Source organism: Streptomyces sp. NPDC093018 (assembly GCF_040684035.1).
Taxonomy (GTDB): domain Bacteria; phylum Actinomycetota; class Actinomycetes; order Streptomycetales; family Streptomycetaceae; genus Streptomyces; species Streptomyces murinus.
In genome coordinates, this window is record NZ_JBFBFF010000006.1 from 92951 (window position 1) to 110469 (window position 17519).

The 17519-nt window shown below is 72.5% G+C and carries 14 protein-coding genes and 1 pseudogene; 6 read left to right on the forward strand and 9 right to left on the reverse strand.

The genetic code is table 11. The features are described 5' to 3' along the window. Positions 1-34: 34 nt before the first annotated feature. The 5 genes from AB0N90_RS16365 to AB0N90_RS16385 all read right to left on the reverse strand — a co-directional run bounded on the left by AB0N90_RS16365 (position 35) and on the right by AB0N90_RS16385 (position 4739). Complete coding sequence (locus AB0N90_RS16365; RefSeq protein ID WP_365196928.1) at positions 35-454, reverse strand: ATP-binding protein; 420 nt, start codon at positions 452-454, stop codon at positions 35-37. Positions 455-518: 64 nt separating this feature from the next. Beyond that, complete coding sequence (locus AB0N90_RS16370) at positions 519-2252, reverse strand: SulP family inorganic anion transporter (protein WP_365196930.1); 1734 nt, start codon at positions 2250-2252, stop codon at positions 519-521. Beyond that, positions 2249-2590, reverse strand: a complete 342-nt coding sequence (locus AB0N90_RS16375; RefSeq protein WP_085567932.1) for a metalloregulator ArsR/SmtB family transcription factor — start codon at positions 2588-2590, stop codon at positions 2249-2251. Before AB0N90_RS16375 ends, AB0N90_RS16370 begins: the two co-directional genes overlap by 4 nt. 133 nt (positions 2591-2723) lie before the next feature. After that, on the reverse strand, positions 2724-3587 hold the full coding sequence (locus tag AB0N90_RS16380; RefSeq protein ID WP_365196933.1) for an LLM class flavin-dependent oxidoreductase: 864 nt from the start codon (positions 3585-3587) through the stop codon (positions 2724-2726). 57 nt (positions 3588-3644) lie between these two features. Next, positions 3645-4739 carry an NAD(P)-dependent alcohol dehydrogenase gene (locus tag AB0N90_RS16385; RefSeq protein ID WP_365196936.1) on the reverse strand — a complete coding sequence of 365 codons (1095 nt, stop codon included), beginning with the start codon at positions 4737-4739 and terminating at the stop codon, positions 3645-3647. 291 nt (positions 4740-5030) lie between these two features. Between AB0N90_RS16385 and crcB (AB0N90_RS16390) the strand changes: the two genes are divergently transcribed. The 4 genes from crcB (AB0N90_RS16390) (at position 5031) to htpG (ending at position 8195) form a co-directional block, all read left to right on the forward strand. Continuing rightward, positions 5031-5492, forward strand: a complete 462-nt coding sequence (gene crcB, locus AB0N90_RS16390) for a fluoride efflux transporter CrcB (protein ID WP_365197371.1) — start codon at positions 5031-5033, stop codon at positions 5490-5492. Next, positions 5489-5842: a DUF190 domain-containing protein gene (locus AB0N90_RS16395; protein ID WP_361673215.1), complete on the forward strand. Its 354-nt coding sequence runs from the start codon at positions 5489-5491 to the stop codon at positions 5840-5842. The genes crcB (AB0N90_RS16390) and AB0N90_RS16395 overlap by 4 nt, the downstream gene beginning before the upstream one ends. After that, positions 5839-6213, forward strand: coding sequence for a fluoride efflux transporter CrcB (gene crcB, locus AB0N90_RS16400; RefSeq protein WP_085567937.1), 375 nt, complete (start codon positions 5839-5841; stop codon positions 6211-6213). Before AB0N90_RS16395 ends, crcB (AB0N90_RS16400) begins: the two co-directional genes overlap by 4 nt. An 80-nt stretch (positions 6214-6293) precedes the next feature. Next, complete coding sequence (htpG, locus tag AB0N90_RS16405; RefSeq protein WP_365196938.1) at positions 6294-8195, forward strand: molecular chaperone HtpG; 1902 nt, start codon at positions 6294-6296, stop codon at positions 8193-8195. Between the two features lie 78 nt (positions 8196-8273). On the opposite strand, the pseudogene AB0N90_RS16410 reads toward htpG, so the two are convergent. The 3 genes and pseudogenes from AB0N90_RS16410 to AB0N90_RS16420 form a co-directional block, all read right to left on the reverse strand. Continuing rightward, positions 8274-8753: pseudogene (locus AB0N90_RS16410) on the reverse strand (NUDIX hydrolase); the annotation flags it as partial. 119 nt (positions 8754-8872) lie between these two features. Beyond that, entirely contained in the window at positions 8873-9319 is a 447-nt protein-coding gene (locus tag AB0N90_RS16415) for a DUF6027 family protein (RefSeq protein WP_365196941.1), read from the reverse strand. Between the two features lie 201 nt (positions 9320-9520). Then, positions 9521-10756 (reverse strand): FAD-dependent monooxygenase, encoded by a 1236-nt coding sequence (locus AB0N90_RS16420; protein WP_365196942.1) that lies wholly within the window; start codon positions 10754-10756, stop codon positions 9521-9523. Between the two features lie 178 nt (positions 10757-10934). Here AB0N90_RS16420 and AB0N90_RS16425 point away from each other — a divergent pair, with 178 nt between their 5' ends. Next, on the forward strand, positions 10935-11882 hold the full coding sequence (locus AB0N90_RS16425; RefSeq protein ID WP_365196943.1) for a TetR/AcrR family transcriptional regulator C-terminal domain-containing protein: 948 nt from the start codon (positions 10935-10937) through the stop codon (positions 11880-11882). 61 nt (positions 11883-11943) lie between these two features. Here AB0N90_RS16425 and AB0N90_RS16430 read toward each other — a convergent pair whose 3' ends face one another. Then, the gene (locus tag AB0N90_RS16430; RefSeq protein WP_365196944.1) at positions 11944-16413 is read right to left on the reverse strand and encodes an AAA family ATPase; all 4470 of its coding nucleotides are present in this window, start codon (positions 16411-16413) and stop codon (positions 11944-11946) included. A 131-nt stretch (positions 16414-16544) separates the two neighbouring features. Here AB0N90_RS16430 and AB0N90_RS16435 point away from each other — a divergent pair, with 131 nt between their 5' ends. Further along, a complete protein-coding gene (locus tag AB0N90_RS16435) occupies positions 16545-17441 on the forward strand; it encodes a hypothetical protein (protein ID WP_365196946.1) in 897 nt (298 codons plus the stop codon). The last annotated feature ends 78 nt before the right edge of the window (positions 17442-17519 follow it).

A 17519-nucleotide genomic window follows, 5' to 3' on the forward strand; every position in this document is an offset into this window, starting at 1 on the left:
AGGAGGGCCGGTGGGGGAGTGGGGCCCGGTGGTTCTACAGGGGCAGGGTGATCCAGATGCTCTTGCCCTCGCCGTCGGCGTCCGCGCGGACCACCGCGGTGCCGCCCAGGCCGAGGACCAGTTCCATCACGGTGGCCAGGCCCCCGGGTCCGGCGAGCGCGGTGCGCAGATGCGGCTTGTGGGGGTGGCGGTCGTGCACGGCGAAGGCGAAACAGTCGTGGGCGGCCGCGTAGATGACGGTGACCTCGGGGGAGACATGGGCCGCGTGCCGGACGCTGTTGGTGACCAGCTCGCTGATGATCAGCAGCGCCGGGTCCACGGCACGGTGGCGCAGCCCGATGCCCCACTCCACGAGGGCCTCTTCCGCGGTCTCCCGCGCGACCCGGACCGCCTTGGGTACGGCGGGCAGGGTGAGCACATGGCGGTGGGGAAGGGCCTGCAAGGCCTGGGACATCATCGCTCCGTCGGGCCGTGGTGGTGGGTCGGGCCGTGGTGGTCTTCCGCGCCGGCCGTCCCGCTCATCGGACGGCTTCCTCACTGGGCGCCGGGGCGGTCCGCTGCGCGGGCAGCGCGGGCACGAGGCCCTCCAGGTGGCCGCGGGCCGCCTGGATCGCCTCGGGGGTGGTGGCGTAGTCCCGGCCGTCGGGCCGCAGCAGCTCCAGCGCGCCGACCGAGTCGAGGACGCGCAGCTGTCCGGGCCGTATGCCGGAGGCCAGGACGACGATGCCGCGCCGGCGCAGCTTCTCCACCGCGTCCTTCAGCACCAGGGCGCCGGTGGCGTCGATGGTCGACACCCGCGACATGCGCAGGATCACCACCCGGACGTCGGCGACCTCGGTCAGCTCCAGCAGGAAGCGGTGCGCACCGGCGAAGAACAGCGGCCCGTCGAGCCGGTACGCCACGATGTGCTCGGCGAGCAGCGCGTGCTCCTCCGCGCTGTGGTCGCCCCGGTCCAGCGGCACCCGGTCGAGCCGGGCCTGCCGGGCCACGGCGCGCAGCGCGAGGGCACCGGCCACGGCGAGACCGATGATCACGGCGTAGACGAGGTCCAGGGCGAGGGTGCCGACCGCGGTCAGGACGAGTATCACCGCGTCCGAGCGGGTCGCCCGCGCCATGGCCTTGAGCGAGCCGACCTCGACCATGCGCACCGCGGTGGCCAGCAGCACACCCGCGAGGGCGGCCAGCGGGATCTTCGCGACCAGCGGCGAGGCGGCGAAGACGATCACCGCGAGGACCACGGCGTGGGTGAACGCGGCGGTGCGGGAACCGGCTCCGGTCCGTACGTTGACCGCCGTGCGTGCGATCGCGCCGGTGGCCGGTACGCCGCCGAACAGCGGGGCGGCGATATTGGCCAGGCCCTGGCCGAACAGCTCGCGGTCCGGGTCGTGCTTCTGTCCGACGGTCATGCCGTCCGCGACCGACGCCGAGAGCAGGGACTCCAGGGCGGCCAGCGCGGCCACGGCGACGGCGGGCGCCGCGAGCGAGCCCAGGTCGCCGAGGTGGAGGAAGGCGAGGGAGGGCGCGGGCAGCCCGGACGGCAGGTCGCCGATCGGTTTGGCCGCGTCCAGGTGGGCGAGCTGGGCGACGACGGTCGCGGCGATCACGGCGAGGATGGAGAAGGGGATCGTGGGCCGCCACCGGGCGCCCAGCAGCATCACCGCGGCCACGGCGAGCGCGAGCCCCACGGCGGTCCAGTTCGGCGCCTTCGCGAACTCCTCGAACGCCCGCCAGGTCACCACCAGCACCTTGTCGCCCTTGGGCGTGGGCACGCCGAGCGCGTTCGGCACCTGCTGGAGCCCGATCACGCAGGCGATGCCGAGGGTGAAGCCCTCCACCACGGGGGCGGGCACGTACTGCATGTACTTACCGGCCCGCAGCACGGCCAGCACCATCAGCAGCACACCGGCCATCAGGCCGACGGTCAGCACACCGGTGGGCCCGTACTGGCCCACGATCGGCACCAGGACGACGGTCATGGCGCCGGTCGGTCCCGACACCTGGAGGTTCGAGCCGCCGAACACGGCCGCGACCGCGCCCGCGATCACCGCGGTGGCCAGGCCCGCCTCGGCGCCGAGGCCGGAGGAGACGCCGAAGCCGAGGGCGAGGGGGAGCGCGACGATCGCGACGGTGAGGCCGGCGAGGAGGTCCCGGCGCGGATCGCGGCGTACCGCGACGAGGTCGGCGCGGCCGGGCAGCAGGGAGGTGATCCGGGAGCGTACGGTCCGCACCCCCCGGGTGAGGGCGGTGCTCATCGGGCGGAGACCTCGGCTTCCCGCAGTTCGGTGAGCAGTTCGTGCTGCCCGGTGAGCATCTCGGTGAGGATCCGGCGGGCGGCCCGCATCAGGTCGGCCACATCGCCGCCGGAGAGCTGGTAGACGACCGTCGAGCCCTCGCGGGTGGAGGTGACGATCCCGGAGCGGCGCAGCACGGCCAGCTGCTGGGAGAGGCTGGAGGGCTCCACCTCTATGGCGGCGAGCAGTTCCCGGACCGGCCGCGGCCCGTCCTGGAGCAGCTCCAGCACCCGTATCCGTACGGGGTGACCGAGCATCCGGAAGAACTCGGCCTTCGCCTGGTACAGCGGAACCGACACGATCCCTCGACTTCCCTCTCAGCGAATACAACGAACATAGCATCTAACCAATTGCAAACTTTAGCAATTCCGCTATTCGCTTCGCCGGGGTCTGTGCGGATATGCCGGGCCCGCTGAGGGGTTCCGGATCCCGTCAGAGCGTCGGCGGCCCCGCCTCCACGCGTCGCAGCACCGGCTCCAGCCGGTCCAGATCGGGCCCGCCGTGCAGCTGCCGTTCGTCCCACCAGGTGGCACCGGCGTCGCGCAGCGGACCGAGCACGTCCCTGGCCCCGGCCGGGTCCGCCGGGGTGACACCGCCGAGGACGAACTCGAAGGGGTGCTCGCCCCCGGTCGTACGGCGCTCGCGCACATAGGCGATCAGCTCGCGGACCTCGGCCACCTCCGGGGCCTGCCCGTGGCGGGCGGTCTCGAAGAGCGGCGCGGCGCCGTCCCAGCGCGCCGCCCGGCGCATGGGCGCGCGGCGCGGCCAGAACCCGCCGATCCAGACCGGCGGACGGGGCCGCTGGACGGTGGCGGGCAGCAGGGTCACGTCCCGGGCCGTGTAGTGGGGGCCCTGATGGTCCACCGGCTCGCCGGACCAGAAGCGGGCCAGCAGCTCCAGGCCCTCGTCCAGCCGTCCGGCCAGCTCGCGCGGCGCGGCGGTGTCGCCGAAGCTCTCGTACTCGTCCTCGACCGGACCGCCCAGACCCGCCCCGAAGATCACCCGGCCGCCGCTCAGTTGGTCCAACGTGGCGACCTGCCGGGCCAGTTGCTGCGGACGGTACCGGGGCACCGGCGTCAGCAGCGTGCCCAGGCGGATGCGGGAGGTCGCCAGGGCGGCCGCCGTCAGCAGCATCCAGGGGTCGCCGAAGGGCCGCCCCTGGTGCCGCCGGTGCAGTACGTGATCCCAGACGAACAGGCCGTCCCAGCCCGCCTGTTCGGCGGCGACGGCCACGGTCGCGACGGCACGGGGATCGGCGAAGTCACCGAAGTTGGGTACGTTCACGGAGAAGCGCATCCCGACATGATGAGCAGCGCGCCGCCCGCCGGCAATCACCGTGGCCCGGGGCGCCGTTCAGTCGAAGACGAGCACCGGCTTGATCGCGGTGCCGTCGCGCATCCCGCGCACCGCCGCGTCGATGTCCTCGAAGGGGAACGTGGTGACGAGCCGGTCGACCGGGAAGCGGCCCTGCCGGTACAGGGCGATCAGCTCGGGGATGAAACGGGCCGGATCCGCGTCCCCCTCGATCACCCCGTGCAGCCGGACACCCTTGCTCAGCAGGCTCATCACGTCGAACGACACTTCCGTGCCGATCCCGGTGAGCGCCAGGTCGCCCCGGTGCCGCAGCGCGCCGAGGGCGCGGGCGAGCATCTCCGGGCTGCTGGTGGTGTCCACGATGTGACGCGCCCCGCCACCCGTGAGATCCAGCAGCGCCGCCACGATCCCGTCGCCGTCGGCGGGATCCAGGGCGGCCGCCGCCCCGAGGCTCACCGCCACCGCACGCCGGGACGCCACCGGCTCCACGACGACGACCGGATCGCAGCCCGCGAGCACGCCGGCCATCACCGCGCTGAGGCCGACACCGCCCGCCCCGATCACCACGAGCGAGCTGCCCGGCTCGGGCCGCAGCCGGTTCAGGACCGTACCGGCCCCGGTCTGCACCCCGCAGCCCAGCGGCGCGGCCACCGCGGGCGGCAGATCGGCCGGGATCCGCACGGTGTTGCGCTCATGGGCGAGGGCGTGGGTGGCGAAGCTGGACTGGCCGAAGAACGCGCCGCGCACCGGATTGCCGCCCCACGACAGCGGCGTACTGCCGTCCGCCCGGCCGCCCGAGGCGTTCAGGGCGCGCATCGAACGGCAGTACGCGGGATGACCGGCCGCGCACTGCGCGCACGCGCCGCAGCTGTGGAAGGTGAGGACGACATGGTCTCCCGGAGTGACCCCGGTCACCTCCGCCCCCACGGCCTCGACCACCCCCGTGCCCTCGTGCCCGAACACCATCGGCAGCAGCTCCACCGGCCAGACCGCCTGGCTGCTCAGATCGGTGTGGCACACCCCCGCGGCGGTGATCCGCACCAACACCTCGCGCGGGCGCGGCACTTCGAGGTCCACCTCCCGCACGGTGAACGGCCCGCCCGGGGCGTCGGTGACGGCGGCTCGGACACGCATGGGGGACCTCATTCCCGCGGGGGCCGTGACTGCTGGAGGACTACCCCGACCGGGGCCCCGGACCACCCGCGCACGCGTGCGGCCGTCTCGGATGCCGGGCCCGTCATCAGGCCGTACCCGCTGCGCGCTATCCTGGTCGCGCGGCGCGACCCCGGTCCCCGCACGGTGGTGGGTCCCGCCGTACCCAACCGCGGCGATGTCGCCGCCAATGGTCCCTCCTTATGACGAAGTGCGCCCCGGCATGCCCCGGGCGCCCTGTACGAGGAGGCCCATGTGGCAGAGCGGACCGCGCTGAAGGCATCCACCGAACGCGGCATCGAGCGGCGCGCGCCGGCCCGTCGGAGCGTGCCCTGGCGCACGCAGGGACCCGTCCTCGCGGCCATCGCCGTCGGCGGCGCCGTCGGAGCCTGCGCCCGCTACGTCACCGCGCTGCTGTGGCCGACCGCCTCCGGCGCCTTCCCCTGGACCACGTTCTGGGTGAACGTCAGCGGCTGCGCCGTCATCGGCGTCCTCATGGTCGTCATCACCGACATCGGCGCCGGACACCGCCTGGTCAGACCCTTCTTCGGCACCGGAGTGCTCGGCGGATTCACCACCTTCTCCACCTACACCGTGGACATCGAACGCCTGACCGACGCCGGCCGGGCCACCACCGGCCTGCTCGACCTGGTCGCGACCGCGCTCGGCGCCCTCGCGGCCGTCTGGACCACCGCGCACCTCACCCGGCGCGTCATCGAGTGGAGGACATCATGACGACAACGACCGTTCCCGGCGTCCGGCTCACGGTCCTCGTCGGCGAGGACGACATGTGGCACCACAAGCCCCTCTTCGCCGAGATCGTGCACCGTGCGCACCGGGCCGGGCTGGCCGGCGCCAGCGTGTTCCGGGGCGTGGAGGGATTCGGGGCGACCTCCCTGATCCACACCAGCCGGCTGCTGTCCCTCAGCGAGGACCTGCCGGTGGCCGTGGTCGTCGTCGACACCGAACAACGCGTCCGGGCCTTCCTGCCCCAGCTCGACGAGCTGGTCGGCGAGGGCTTGGTGACCCTCGACCACTGCGAGATCGTGCGCCCGGGCGGCCACGACGACAAGGAGAGTTCGTGAACTGGCTGCTGGTCATCGCCGGAGCCGTCGTCGGCGCACCGCTGCGCTATCTGACCGACCGCACCGTGCAGTCCAGGCACGACACCGTCTTCCCCTGGGGCACCTTCACCGTCAATGTCGTCGGCAGCCTCATCCTCGGCCTGATCACCGGGGCGGTCGTCGCGGGCGGGATGTCCTCCGACTTCCAGCTGCTGATCGGCACCGGGCTGTGCGGGGCGCTGACCACGTACTCCACGTTCTCCTACGAGACGCTGCGGCTCGCCGAGGACGGGGCGCGCTTCTTCGCCGCCGCCAACGTCGTCGCCAGCATCGTCGCCGGACTCGGTGCCGCCTTCATGGGAGCCGCCCTCGCGCAGTCCCTCTGGGCCTGATGTGACCCCCCGTCGCGACATGGTGTTTTACAGTGGCTGGCGCCAGTTCCGACGACAGGACCCGTGAGGTAACCGCGAACATGTCGACGCAGACGTTTGAGTTTCAGGTGGAGGCCCGTCAGCTGCTCCAGCTGATGATCCACTCCGTGTACTCGAACAAAGATGTCTTTCTGCGCGAGCTCGTCTCCAACGCATCCGACGCGCTGGACAAACTGCGCCTGGAGAAGCTGCGGGACGACGCGCTCGACGTCGAAGTGTCCGACCTGCACATCGAGTTGGACATCGACAGTGAAGCCCGCACGCTCACCGTGCGGGACAACGGCATCGGTATGTCCTACGACGAGGTCGGGCAGCTCATCGGCACCATCGCCAACTCCGGCACCGCCGAATTCCTGCGCGAGCTGCGCGAGTCCAAGGACGCGGCCGGAGAAGAGGGGCTCATCGGCCAGTTCGGCGTGGGCTTCTACTCCGGCTTCATGGTGGCCGACGAGGTGACCCTGGTGACCCGGCGGGCCGGCGAGAGCCAGGGTACCCGCTGGACCTCGCGCGGCGAGGGGACGTACACCCTGACCGTGGTCGAGGACGCGCCGCAGGGCACCTCGGTCACCCTGCACCTCAAGCCGGCCGACCCGGAGAACCAGCTCCACGACTACGCCTCGCCCTGGAAGATCAGGGAGATCGTCAAGCGGTACTCGGACTTCATCACCTGGCCGATCAGGATGGTGACCGAGACCCCGGCCGACGGCGAGGAGCCGGCGCCCGAGACCCTCAACTCCATGAAGGCGCTGTGGGCGCGGCCCCGCGACCAGGTGTCCGACGACGAGTACCACGAGCTGTACAAGCACATCGGGCACGACTGGCGCGACCCGCTGGAGACCATCCGGCTCCAGGCGGAGGGCACTTTCGAGTACCAGGCGCTGCTCTTCCTGCCCGAACACGCCCCCCACGACCTGTTCACCCGGGACTTCCGCCGGGGCGTACAGCTCTACGTCAAGCGTGTGTTCATCATGGACGACTGCGAGGCGCTGCTGCCGCCGTACCTCCGCTTCGTCAAGGGCGTCGTGGACGCGGCCGACCTCACGCTCAACGTCTCCCGTGAGATCCTCCAGCAGGACCGCCACATCGAGATGATGCGCCGCCGGCTCACCAAGAAGGTCCTCTCCACGGTCAAGGACCTGATGGGCGAGGAGTCGGACCGCTATGCCACGTTCTGGCGGGAGTTCGGCACCGTCCTCAAGGAGGGCCTGGTCACCGACGCGGAGAACCGCGAGGCCCTGCTCGCGGTCTCCTCGTTCGCGAGCACGCACCACGAGAGCGAGCCGACCGCGCTGAAGCAGTACCTGGAGCGGATGAAGGACGGCCAGGAAGACATCTACTACCTGACCGGCGACTCCCGCCAGGCCATCGAGAACTCCCCGCACATGGAGGCGTTCCGCGACCGGGGCATCGAGGTGCTGCTGCTCACCGACGCCGTGGACGAGGTGTGGGTCGACGCGGTCGGCGAGTACGAGGGCAAGAAGCTGCGCTCCGTCGCCAAGGGCGAGTTCGACCTCGACGCGAAGAGCGAGGACGAGGGCGCCGACGACGAGCGGGAGAAGCGGAACGAGGCGTACGCCGGTCTGCTGGAGTGGATGGGCAAGCGGCTGGAGGACGACATCAAGGAGGTACGGCTGTCCTCCCGGCTCACCGTCTCCCCGGCCTGCATCGTCTCCGACGCGCACGAACTCACCCCGGCCCTGGAGAACATGTACCGCGCCATGGGCCAGGAGGTCCCCCGGGCCAAGCGCATCCTCGAACTCAACCCCGGGCACGCCCTGGTCGAGGGGCTCAACGAGGCGTACACCGAGCGCGGCGACGGCAACGAACTCGCCGAGAACGCCGAGCTGTTGTACGGCCTCGCGGTCCTGGCGGAGGGCGGCCAGCCGAAGGAACCGGCCCGCTTCGTGAAGCTGATGGCGGAGCGGCTGGAGAAGGCGCTGTAGGGGACGTACGGGGGAGGGCGGCCGCCGCGTCGGTATGGTGCGGCGGCCGCCCTCCCTTCCTGTGCGTACGGGTACTTGCTAGGCGTACGGGTTCTGCTGGGCGTACGGGGTGAAGTGCGCCGGGGTGTGCTCGATGGGCAGTTCGGGCCGCCACGCGGTGAGGATCTGCGCGCTGCACACGAACAGGCCGTCGGGCAGCTTGTCCAGGGGGTACCAGGCCCAGTCGCCGACCCGCTCGTCCGGCTGGGTGGCCGGTTCGCCCCGCCACACGGTGACGAGGGCGCCGACGGTGACGCGTACGACGTCCTCGACATGATCGACCAGCGTGCCCAGAAGCCCGACGTCCTCGGTGCGCACGATCAGCCCGGTCTCCTCGGCGAGTTCCCGTACGACGGTCCGCTCCAGGGACTCCCCAGGCTCCACGGTGCCACCCGGGAGTTCGAGGGTGCCGCGCCGGTGACGGCCGAGCAGGACGCCCCGCTCGCCGAGGACGATCGCGCCCACGCCGAGCGCGGCACGGGGGACGGGCGGCTCGGCGGAGCGGTCGCGGCTGGTGATGGTGCCGACGTCAGGTGCGGACACGGGGAACTCCTGGGTGCGCGGGGTACTTGGGCGGGCGGGGTACTCGGGTGGGCCGCCCGTCGGAACGGGCGGCCCGGCACCATGGTTCCAGCAGTTCACCGGGTGGTGTCGTCCGGACCGTCCTCGAACTGGGCCGGATAGACGCTCGGTTCGTCCAGCGGCAGCTTGAGCCAGGCGATCATCTGCCGCAGCTGCTGGTACGCCCGCAGCCGCTCGCTGTCGCTGTTCTGCCGCTCCGCCTCGGCGATCGGCTCCCACAGCCGGTGCACCATCACCGGCCCGACCTCCAGCAGACCCCCGCTGCCGCCGGTCGCCCAGCGCGCCAGCACATAGCGGGCGAGGGCGCCGACCGGGATGTCCAGGTTCTCGGCCATGCCCCGCAGGGTGGCGAGCGGATCGAGCCGGCCGTAGAGGACGACGTCCGACTTGAAGTTGGCGTGCGGATCGTCGTCCGGCCAGTCGGCGTCCCAGCGGTGCAGCCGGATCACTGGCTCCTCCTGCGGGCCCGTCTCGTCGTACTCCTCATGCGGCATGGCGGTCATGCGCCTCGGCCTCCCTCTCGGCGTCGCTCCCGACCTCACTCCCGGACTTCGGGCTAGGGACAGCCTGGCGTACCCCGTCATCGGCGGCAGCGGCTTCCTCGCGGCGGCAGGAGGGGGCGGCCGGTCCCTGTGGCCGGCGGGCGCTGTGTTCTCCGGGGCCCGGTGCGCGGAGCCCGCGCGTTGCGCGTCGCCGCGTCCCGGTCAGACGCCGAACTCCTGGAGGTGGCCCGGGAGTTGTGAGCCCCATTCGTACGCGGGCAGCTCGATGTTCCCGGCCTTGGCGAACTGTGCCGCGAGCACGTTCCGCATCGGCCGGCGGGTCATCTGCCGCATGGACAGGTCCCGCAGCCGGATGCCGAGGCGGCTCGTGGGCGCGTATCCGGAGGCGCCGCCCGGCGGGAGCTGCTGGGCCTGGTCGACGTACGGGCGCATGACCTCGTCGTAGCGGCGCAGCGCGGCCCGGTGGTCGCCCCCGGACGTGGCCAGCTCACCGGCCAGTACGTACGCACCGACCAGCGCGAGACTGGTCCCGAGGCCGGTCAGCGGGGTCGCGCAGTACCCGGCGTCGCCCAGCAGCGCGACCCGGCCGCGCGACCAGCCGTCGAGGCGGACCTGGCCCATGGAGTCGAGGAAGAAGTCCGGGGCGGTGCGCATCGCCCGCAGCAGCCGCGGGGCCTCCCAGCCGACGTGGGCGAACCGGCGGGCCAGCAGCTCGTGTTGGGCGGCGATGTCCCGGCGGTCGTAGGCGAGGGGCGCCGAGCGGAAGCTGAGGCCCGCCTTGATCTCGCCGGGCAGTCGGCCCGGCCGGGCGGAGGCGACCAGACCGGGCGGCGCGTTGTGCATCATGTACCAGCCGTCGAGGTCCAGGTCGTCGGTGGCGGTGAACCAGGCCGTGTAGAGGCCGAGCGGGCGGACGAACTCCCGCTCCGGGCCGAAGGCCAGCGCGCGCACCACGGAGTGCGGCCCGTCCGCGCCGACGACCATCCCGAACCGGCGGGGCGCGGCCCGCTCGAAGGTGACCGTGACCCCGTCCGCGTCCTGCTCCATGGCGGTGATCGTGTCGTCGAACAGGTACTCCGTGCCGGGCAGGCTCGCCTCGTACAGCAGCCGGGCGAGGTCGCCCCGGAGGATCTCGATCTCGGAGACGATGCCCTCGCCGCCGAAGCTGTCGGCGGGCAGGGCGGCGGTGATGCGTCCCGAGGTGTCGACGAGGGCGAGCCCGCGCTGGTCCACGCTCTCCGCCCTGGCCCGGTCCATCAGGCCCATCCGTTCGATCACGGTACGTCCGGCGCCGCGCAGATCCACGGTCTGCCCGCCCGGCCGGGGAGCCGGCGCCCGCTCCACGATCGTGACCGTGAAGCCCCCCTCGCGTAGCCAGTACGCCAGCGCAGGCCCCGCGATGCCGGCGCCGCAGATGAGTATCTCGTTGTCGGTCATGATGCGAATGTACGCCGTACGCAAGCTAGTGCGCAAGCGTGAAATGGCCTGCTGATAAGGCGAGTTACGGTGCAGTGCACTAGTGCGTGAGGGTGCTGGGGCGGGGCCGTACGGACGTATCACCCGGCGTCGCGGGCTTACGATGGCCCCCTTCAGTGCACTAGTGCGGAGGATGGCGATGAGCGGACAGGCGGTGTCGCGCTCCGGTCAGATCGTCGGCGAGCTGCGACGGCGGATCGAGACGGGCGAACTGGCGCCGGGCGAGCGCGTGCCCTCCACCCGGGAGATCACCCGCCAGTGGGGTGTGGCCATGGCGACGGCCACCAAGGTGCTGACCGAGCTGCGCCACGAGGGCCTGGTCCGCGCCGTACCCGGCGTCGGCACGGTCGTGGCACCCCCGGCGCGGCCCGCTCGCCCTGCTGCCGCCACCCGGCGGGCCGCCCGGTCCGCCGACGCGTCCCCGGCCCCGTCGGCGCTCACGCTGGACCGGATCGTCACCGTCGCGGTCGAGGTCGCCGACGCGGAGGGGCTGGCGGCGGTCTCGATGCGCCGGGTGGCCGCCGAACTCGGCGTGGCGACCATGTCGTTGTACCGGCATGTGACCGACAAGGACGACCTGCTGACGCGGATGCTGGACGCGGTCATCGCGCGGAACCCGCTGCCCGCCGACCCGCCGCAGGACTGGCGCGCGGCGATCGAGCTGGCGGCGCGGCGGCTGTGGGACCAGTTCCGCCGCCACCCCTGGCTCGCGCCGGCCCTGTCGGTGACCCGCCCCCAGATGGTGGCCTCGGCCCTGCCGTACAGCGAGTGGATGCTCTCCGTCCTGCACTCCCGCGGCCTCGACCTGCAAAGCGCCTTCACCGCGCATCTGATGCTGCTCAACTACGCCCGCGGCATCGCCGTGAACCTGGAGTCGGAACGGGAGGCCGAGGCGTACAGCGGCCTCGACAGCGAGGAGTGGATGGACACCCAGGAACCCGAACTCCTCGACATCCTGGCCACCGGCCGCTTCCCCGCCCTCTCCCGCCTCGCCGCGGCGGGCTACGACCTCGACCTGGACGCCCTCTTCGAGTTCGGGCTGCAGCGGCTGCTGGACGGGATGGCGGTGCTGGTCGAGCAGGGCTGATCGCGCTCGCGCCGCGCCGTGCCGGGTCGGTACAGCGCGGCGCGGCCGTTGCGGCCCTCCGTCACAGCAGCCGCTCGTCCAGCAGGAGCGTCGCCAGTCCCGCCGGGCCGAGGATGTGCAGTGCGGGGCCCGACGCGACGGTGCCGACGGCCAGTGCGTGGACCGGGGCGCCGGTGAGGAGGGTGTGGCGGAGTTCGCCGGTCAGCGGGTCCCGGAGGCGGATGCCGCTCGGGCTCGCGGAGGCGATCAGCGCCCGGCCGTCCGAGAGGGGCACCGCGGCCAGGGCCAGGGTGTCGGAAGCTCTCCAGTGGGCGAGAAGGGAGCCGTCGGCCGTGTCCCAGACGAAGATCTCGGCCGATGTGGTCGCGACCAGCAATACCCCGTGGTGGCTGCGGAAAGCGCACACGTGCCGGACCAGCGACCGGCGATGGGCGGGCCGTCTCAGCGTGGTGACGACGCGACCGGAGAACAGGTCGACGAGATCGATGCCGGCCATGCCCACCACGGCGATCAGGGTGGTGCCCGAGTCCCGCGCGGGAAGGGGCGCCAGGAAGCGCGGCTGCTCGGTGGCCAGCCTGGGCAGGGCGGCGGTCTCGGCGCCGCCGACCGGATCCCACACCACGGCGCTGAGGTCTCCTCGGCCCTCCAGCCGGACCAGCATCGGCACGCCGGCCGTCGTCGTGACGACGCAGGACCGTCCGGGGGCGGGGCCGGTCTCGTGCGCGGGATGCACCTCCGTGCCGGACACCAGGTCCCAGACCGACCAGGAGCCGTGATCCTCGACCACGATGTACGCGCTGCCGGGAGGCGACGGGACCGGCTCGACCCTCCTGACACGCCCGGTGTCCAACCGCTTCACCAGCCGCCCCGTCAGGGCGTCGTGGACTTCCAGTCCGACGAGGGTGCCGACCACGAGGACATCGCCGGCTCCGCCGAGGCCCGGGTATTGCGTCCTGCACAGCGGCCACGCCTCCCCGCGCCCGAGCGGCCCGAGCGGCGCTCTGTACAACGTCTCCATCAGGTCGCCCCCGTTCAGCGCTGCCCCGTGGCCGGGTTGCCACAGCCTGATCCCCTGGGGACCGGCGGAGACGACACGTTGGCCATTCGGGTCGTCCAGGACGGCGAGGGCATCGATGGACGGGAGGTCGGCATCGAAGGAGTTCTCCCGGCCGCTGTCGATGTCCCGCACGACGATGCGGTTGAGCCGGGTGTAGGCCATCGCCGTGCCACCGGGCAGCGTCACCCGGGGGCGCCCCGGGAGCGCGGGGTACGGAGCGGGTTCACCCCGGAAGGGGTCCCAGAGCCGCCATCGGACAGGTGCTCCCGTCTGTGCGATGAGCAGGTCGTCCTTCCCGGGTCTGGACACGGCGAGGGCCACGTGCGCTCGGTCGCCCCCGAACGGCGGATGCGGGGTCAAGCCCGAGAACGGGTCCCAGAGGCGGATGCCCTCCGGCGTGGGGAAGGCCACGAGCGCGTGTCCGCTCGCCCGCCGCACCACGGCCGACGTGCTGCGGCGGAAGACAAGGCCCGACCCCGGAAAACCCTCGGCCTCGACGACGCGGCCCTCGTCGACGCCATGAGCGTTCGGCCGCCACACGTAGGCGCTCTGCGTCGTGATGACGAACAGCTTCCAGCGCGCGGCGCCGTCCTCCAGGACGTGCACATCGTTGACGGCTGGCAGGGAGAGGGCGGTGATGGGCTGGCCCGAGCCGGGGTCGTACAGGGTCACGCCCCTCCTGTGCCAGGTGACGAGGAACGTCCGGCCCCCGGTCGCACGGATGGTGCACAGGCCACGGACGGGGGAGCGGGTGTCGTCGAGCTCGGACACCAGGCGGCCGGTCGAGGCGTCCCAGATCCGTACGGCCCCGGCCTCCGACAGCACCGCGATCAGTGCCCGCCCGTCCAGCGTGGGCAGGATGTGCAGGCTTCTCGTCTCCCCCTTCGTCGGGGCGAGAACGTTCACGCGCGCCGACCACCGGCCCCAGGCAAGGGCGGCCGGCAGGCCCGCCGGCGCCTCCCACGGCTCGCCCCGCACGCCCCGCTGGAAGGCGATGCTGCCCAGGCGCGAGGCCGGGTCCACGCTCTCGTCGAGGTAGGGCTCGACCACCGCCGCCGCCGTGAGCATCCGGCGCCGCGGGTCCGCCGCCGGAAGCGGCAGCCCGAGGCGGGACCGCAGCGTGCCGGAGGTTTCCTGGGCCAGCAGTTCCAGCGGTACGTCGGCATCGTTCAGCATCTCCCCGAGGGCCGCGTGGTGGAGGAAATGCCTGCGGACGTACGGGTGCGGGTGCCGCGCCCGGGACCGCCGGACCAGAGCGGCCAGCTCGGCGGCGATCGAGGCATGGGCCGCGGTGAACCGTTCCGCCCGGGTCGGCACCTGCCGTGCGGGACCGGGCAGGACCGACGACCGCGGCAGCAGCAGCTCATGATTGGTGAGCAGGAGGTCGGTCAGCCGCTGGTGGACCGGACGGTAGACCGTGCGGGCATCCTCCTCGGCGATGGCCAGGTAACCGGTGAGGCGGCTGTGGCGGAGGGTCCGCAGGGCGTGGTCGACGGCCTCGGTGCCGTGACCGTATCCATGGCCCGGCCCGGCCAGGGCGGCGGTGACGGCCGGCCAGACATCCGCCCAGGGAAGACCGGCGCCCGGCGCGAACGCGGTCGCGCGCAGCGCGGCGACCAGCAGGGTGTCCGGGGCGCCGGTGTTCCGGGAAACGGCCGTGACGTCCTCACGGAGCAGCCCGGTGGTCCCGTCGGCGAGACGTGCCGGCCACCCGTCCTCGGCCATCTCCTGGCGGGTCTCGGCCCGTCGCAGCTGGTCGGCGGCGATCCGTGCGTCCAGGAAGGACGGCGCGACCGCGTCCGCGATGATCGTGGCGGCTTCGGCGGCCGCCTCCGACGCGCCGCGGTAGGGGCTGTCGGCCGGTGCGAGCAGCAGGGTGGCGGCGTAGGCCGCGATGTCGTCGGCGCAGTCGGGACCGTCACTGCGCAGCACCCCGGGCAGCAGGCCCTCGTCCTTCAGCGCCTCGGTCAACCGCAGCAGCAAATGGTCCGCGCGCTCGTCGAGCAGGGACCCACCCGACGGGTGTGCCACGTCCGGGGAACTGCGGACACCGAGGAGAAGACGGACGAGGCGGGCCCCGCCCGGACCGCGGAGCCGGGCGAGAGGCAGGACGACGTCGTTGAAGACGGCGAGGGGGTCACTGGCTTCGTCCAGCGCGTCGATGACCACGGTGACCGGCCCTTCGGCGGTGTCGGCCCGCCTTCGCACCTGTCGCAGCAGCGTCGGCAGCGGCAGCTCCTCGGCCTGTCCGGGCGACGGCTCCTCGCACCCGAGGCCGAGGCTGGTGACGAGATCCTGGACGACCGCCCCCGCGGACTTGTTGCGGGCCAGCACCGCGACGTCCACCGCCCCGGCATCCGGCCGCAGCCGTTCGGGAATCCCCGCCACCATGGCCGCGTACGAGGGATCCGCGGCGAACCCGGGGTCGGAGAGGGTCACCAGGCGGGCCAGCAGCGCGGACTTGCCGGAGCCGGCCGCGCCCGTGACGACGAGGACCCCCTCGCCCGCGCGCAGGAACCCGACCAGGCGGCTCATCAGCTCGGCCCGGCCGCTGAAGTACCAGCCCGGGTCGTCGGCGGCCGCCCGCCCCGAAGCACGCTCCAGCCAGAACTCGTCCAGGGCATCGGGGTTCGTGCCGATGTCCGCGGACCGCGTCAGGGCCAGTTGGCGCAGTGCCGGGCGGGCTGTGCCGACGGGCGGCCGGTAGCGGGGGTTGGGCAGACAGGCACTGGGGAACCGCCTGCGCGAATGCGGGACGATCCACTCGGCACGGACCAGGTCCTTCTCGACGCCCCGGTCGTCCCATCCGACCTCTTCCAGGAGCTGCTCCCACTCCTGGAAGGAGAGATACGGGGCGGTGTACCCGGCCGTCTCGTCGCGCATGCGCTCGCACGCCAGCGCCACGCGCTCGGTGAACGAACCGACCAGGGGCTGCTCCTCGTGATTGCCGGCGGTGACCACGGCCGCTCCGTCGAACCCGTGGCGCTCCGTGGACAGCGCTTCGAGCAGGCTGGTCAGCTCCGTGCGCAGGGTGCCGGAGAAGCAGGAGTCGACGAGGACCAGCACATGCTCGGACCAGCTGTCGAGCACCGCGGTGATGAGTTCGCTCGTCGGGAACGCCGTGGCGAACAGGCGATCCGGATCGGTCTCGGCGAGCGTCAGGAAGTGGCGGGGCGCGACCCGGCGCACGCCGTGGCCGGTGATGTAGACCACGACGGCTTCCCGGTACTTGGCCGCGGCCAGATTCTCCTCGCGCAGAAAGTCGCGCAGTTCGCCGACCGTACGCACCGACGGTGCCCGGGTCACCTCGAAGCGGCGGGCGTCCTCGATCTCCGGGTCCGCCAGCCATCCCGTGATCCGCGCGACCTGGGCGTCGATGGCCTCGTCGAACCCCGGGGGGCTGTCCTTGTAACCGTCCGGCGCGACCACGATCAGCCGCCGCCGGACGATTCCCGCCGGCTCATGCGCGTCCACAGCTCTCCCCCTGCTCCGTACGCGAGGTGCGGCGCACGGCTCGGTCAGCCTATCCGGAGCGGACGGCCCGTCGCCCGCGGCTACGATCGGCCCGGGGCCGAGGCCCTGGCGGCGGACGAGGAGGGGGAACGATGGGGGCACTGCAGATCGTCGGGGTGCACGGCATCCGGCAGGGGGCTTCGGCCACGACGGAGGCACTGAGCAGGAGCTGGCAGGAGTCCGTGGACGAGGGGCTGGCCTGCTCGGGGCTCGCCGAGGTGGCCGGTCCGGTCGGCCTCACCGTCCCGTCGTACCGAGGTGTGTATCCGAAGACGGTCACTCGGTACATGCGGCTGGGCCCGGACGCCGCTCGTGCGGCCGACGACGTGCCCGTGGACGCAGCGGAAGAGGCCTTCATCCTGGAGGCCCTGGCCGATTACGCGCCCTCCGCGGTGGCCAAGGAGCAGGACTCCCCGACGGCCGGCCGGACTCTGGGTGCGGGCCGGCTCACCCCGCGGATCCTCCGGCGGGCGCAGGCCGTGGACCGGGTGGCGGGCAAGGGGGTGACCGACCGTCTGCTGTGGCTGGTCCGGGAAGCCCACGGCTACCTGCGCCATGAGGAAACGGCGGCCGCGGTCCGCGCCCTGATCCGGGAGGCACTGGTCACCACGGGTGCCCGGATGGTGATCGCACACTCGCTGGGCACCGTCGTGTTCTACGACATGCTCACCCGCGGCGAGGTTCCGCCCGCGGCGGACGGCGGCCCCGGGGTGGCGTCGCTGATCACCTGCGGATCACCGCTGGGCTGGCTCGCGGTGCGCAAGGGCGTCCACACGGCCGGTAGCCCGCTGTCCGTGCCCGCCGGGGTGGAGTGGACCAACCTGTACGCGGCCAACGATCCGGTGAACAAGGGCAGGGGCCTGTCGCACCTGGCGGTCGGCGTCACGGACGTCAGGGTCGACAACGGCAAGCTCAACGCCCACGACGTCCACCGCTATCTCGACAAGCCGGCGATCGCCGAAGGCATCGGCAAGGCCCGACGCCACTGAGCCGGCCGTCCCGGCCCCGGCTACCCGAGTCCGCCCCCGCCCCCAGAACCGCAGTCGACTCTGCTCACACCGCTGCGT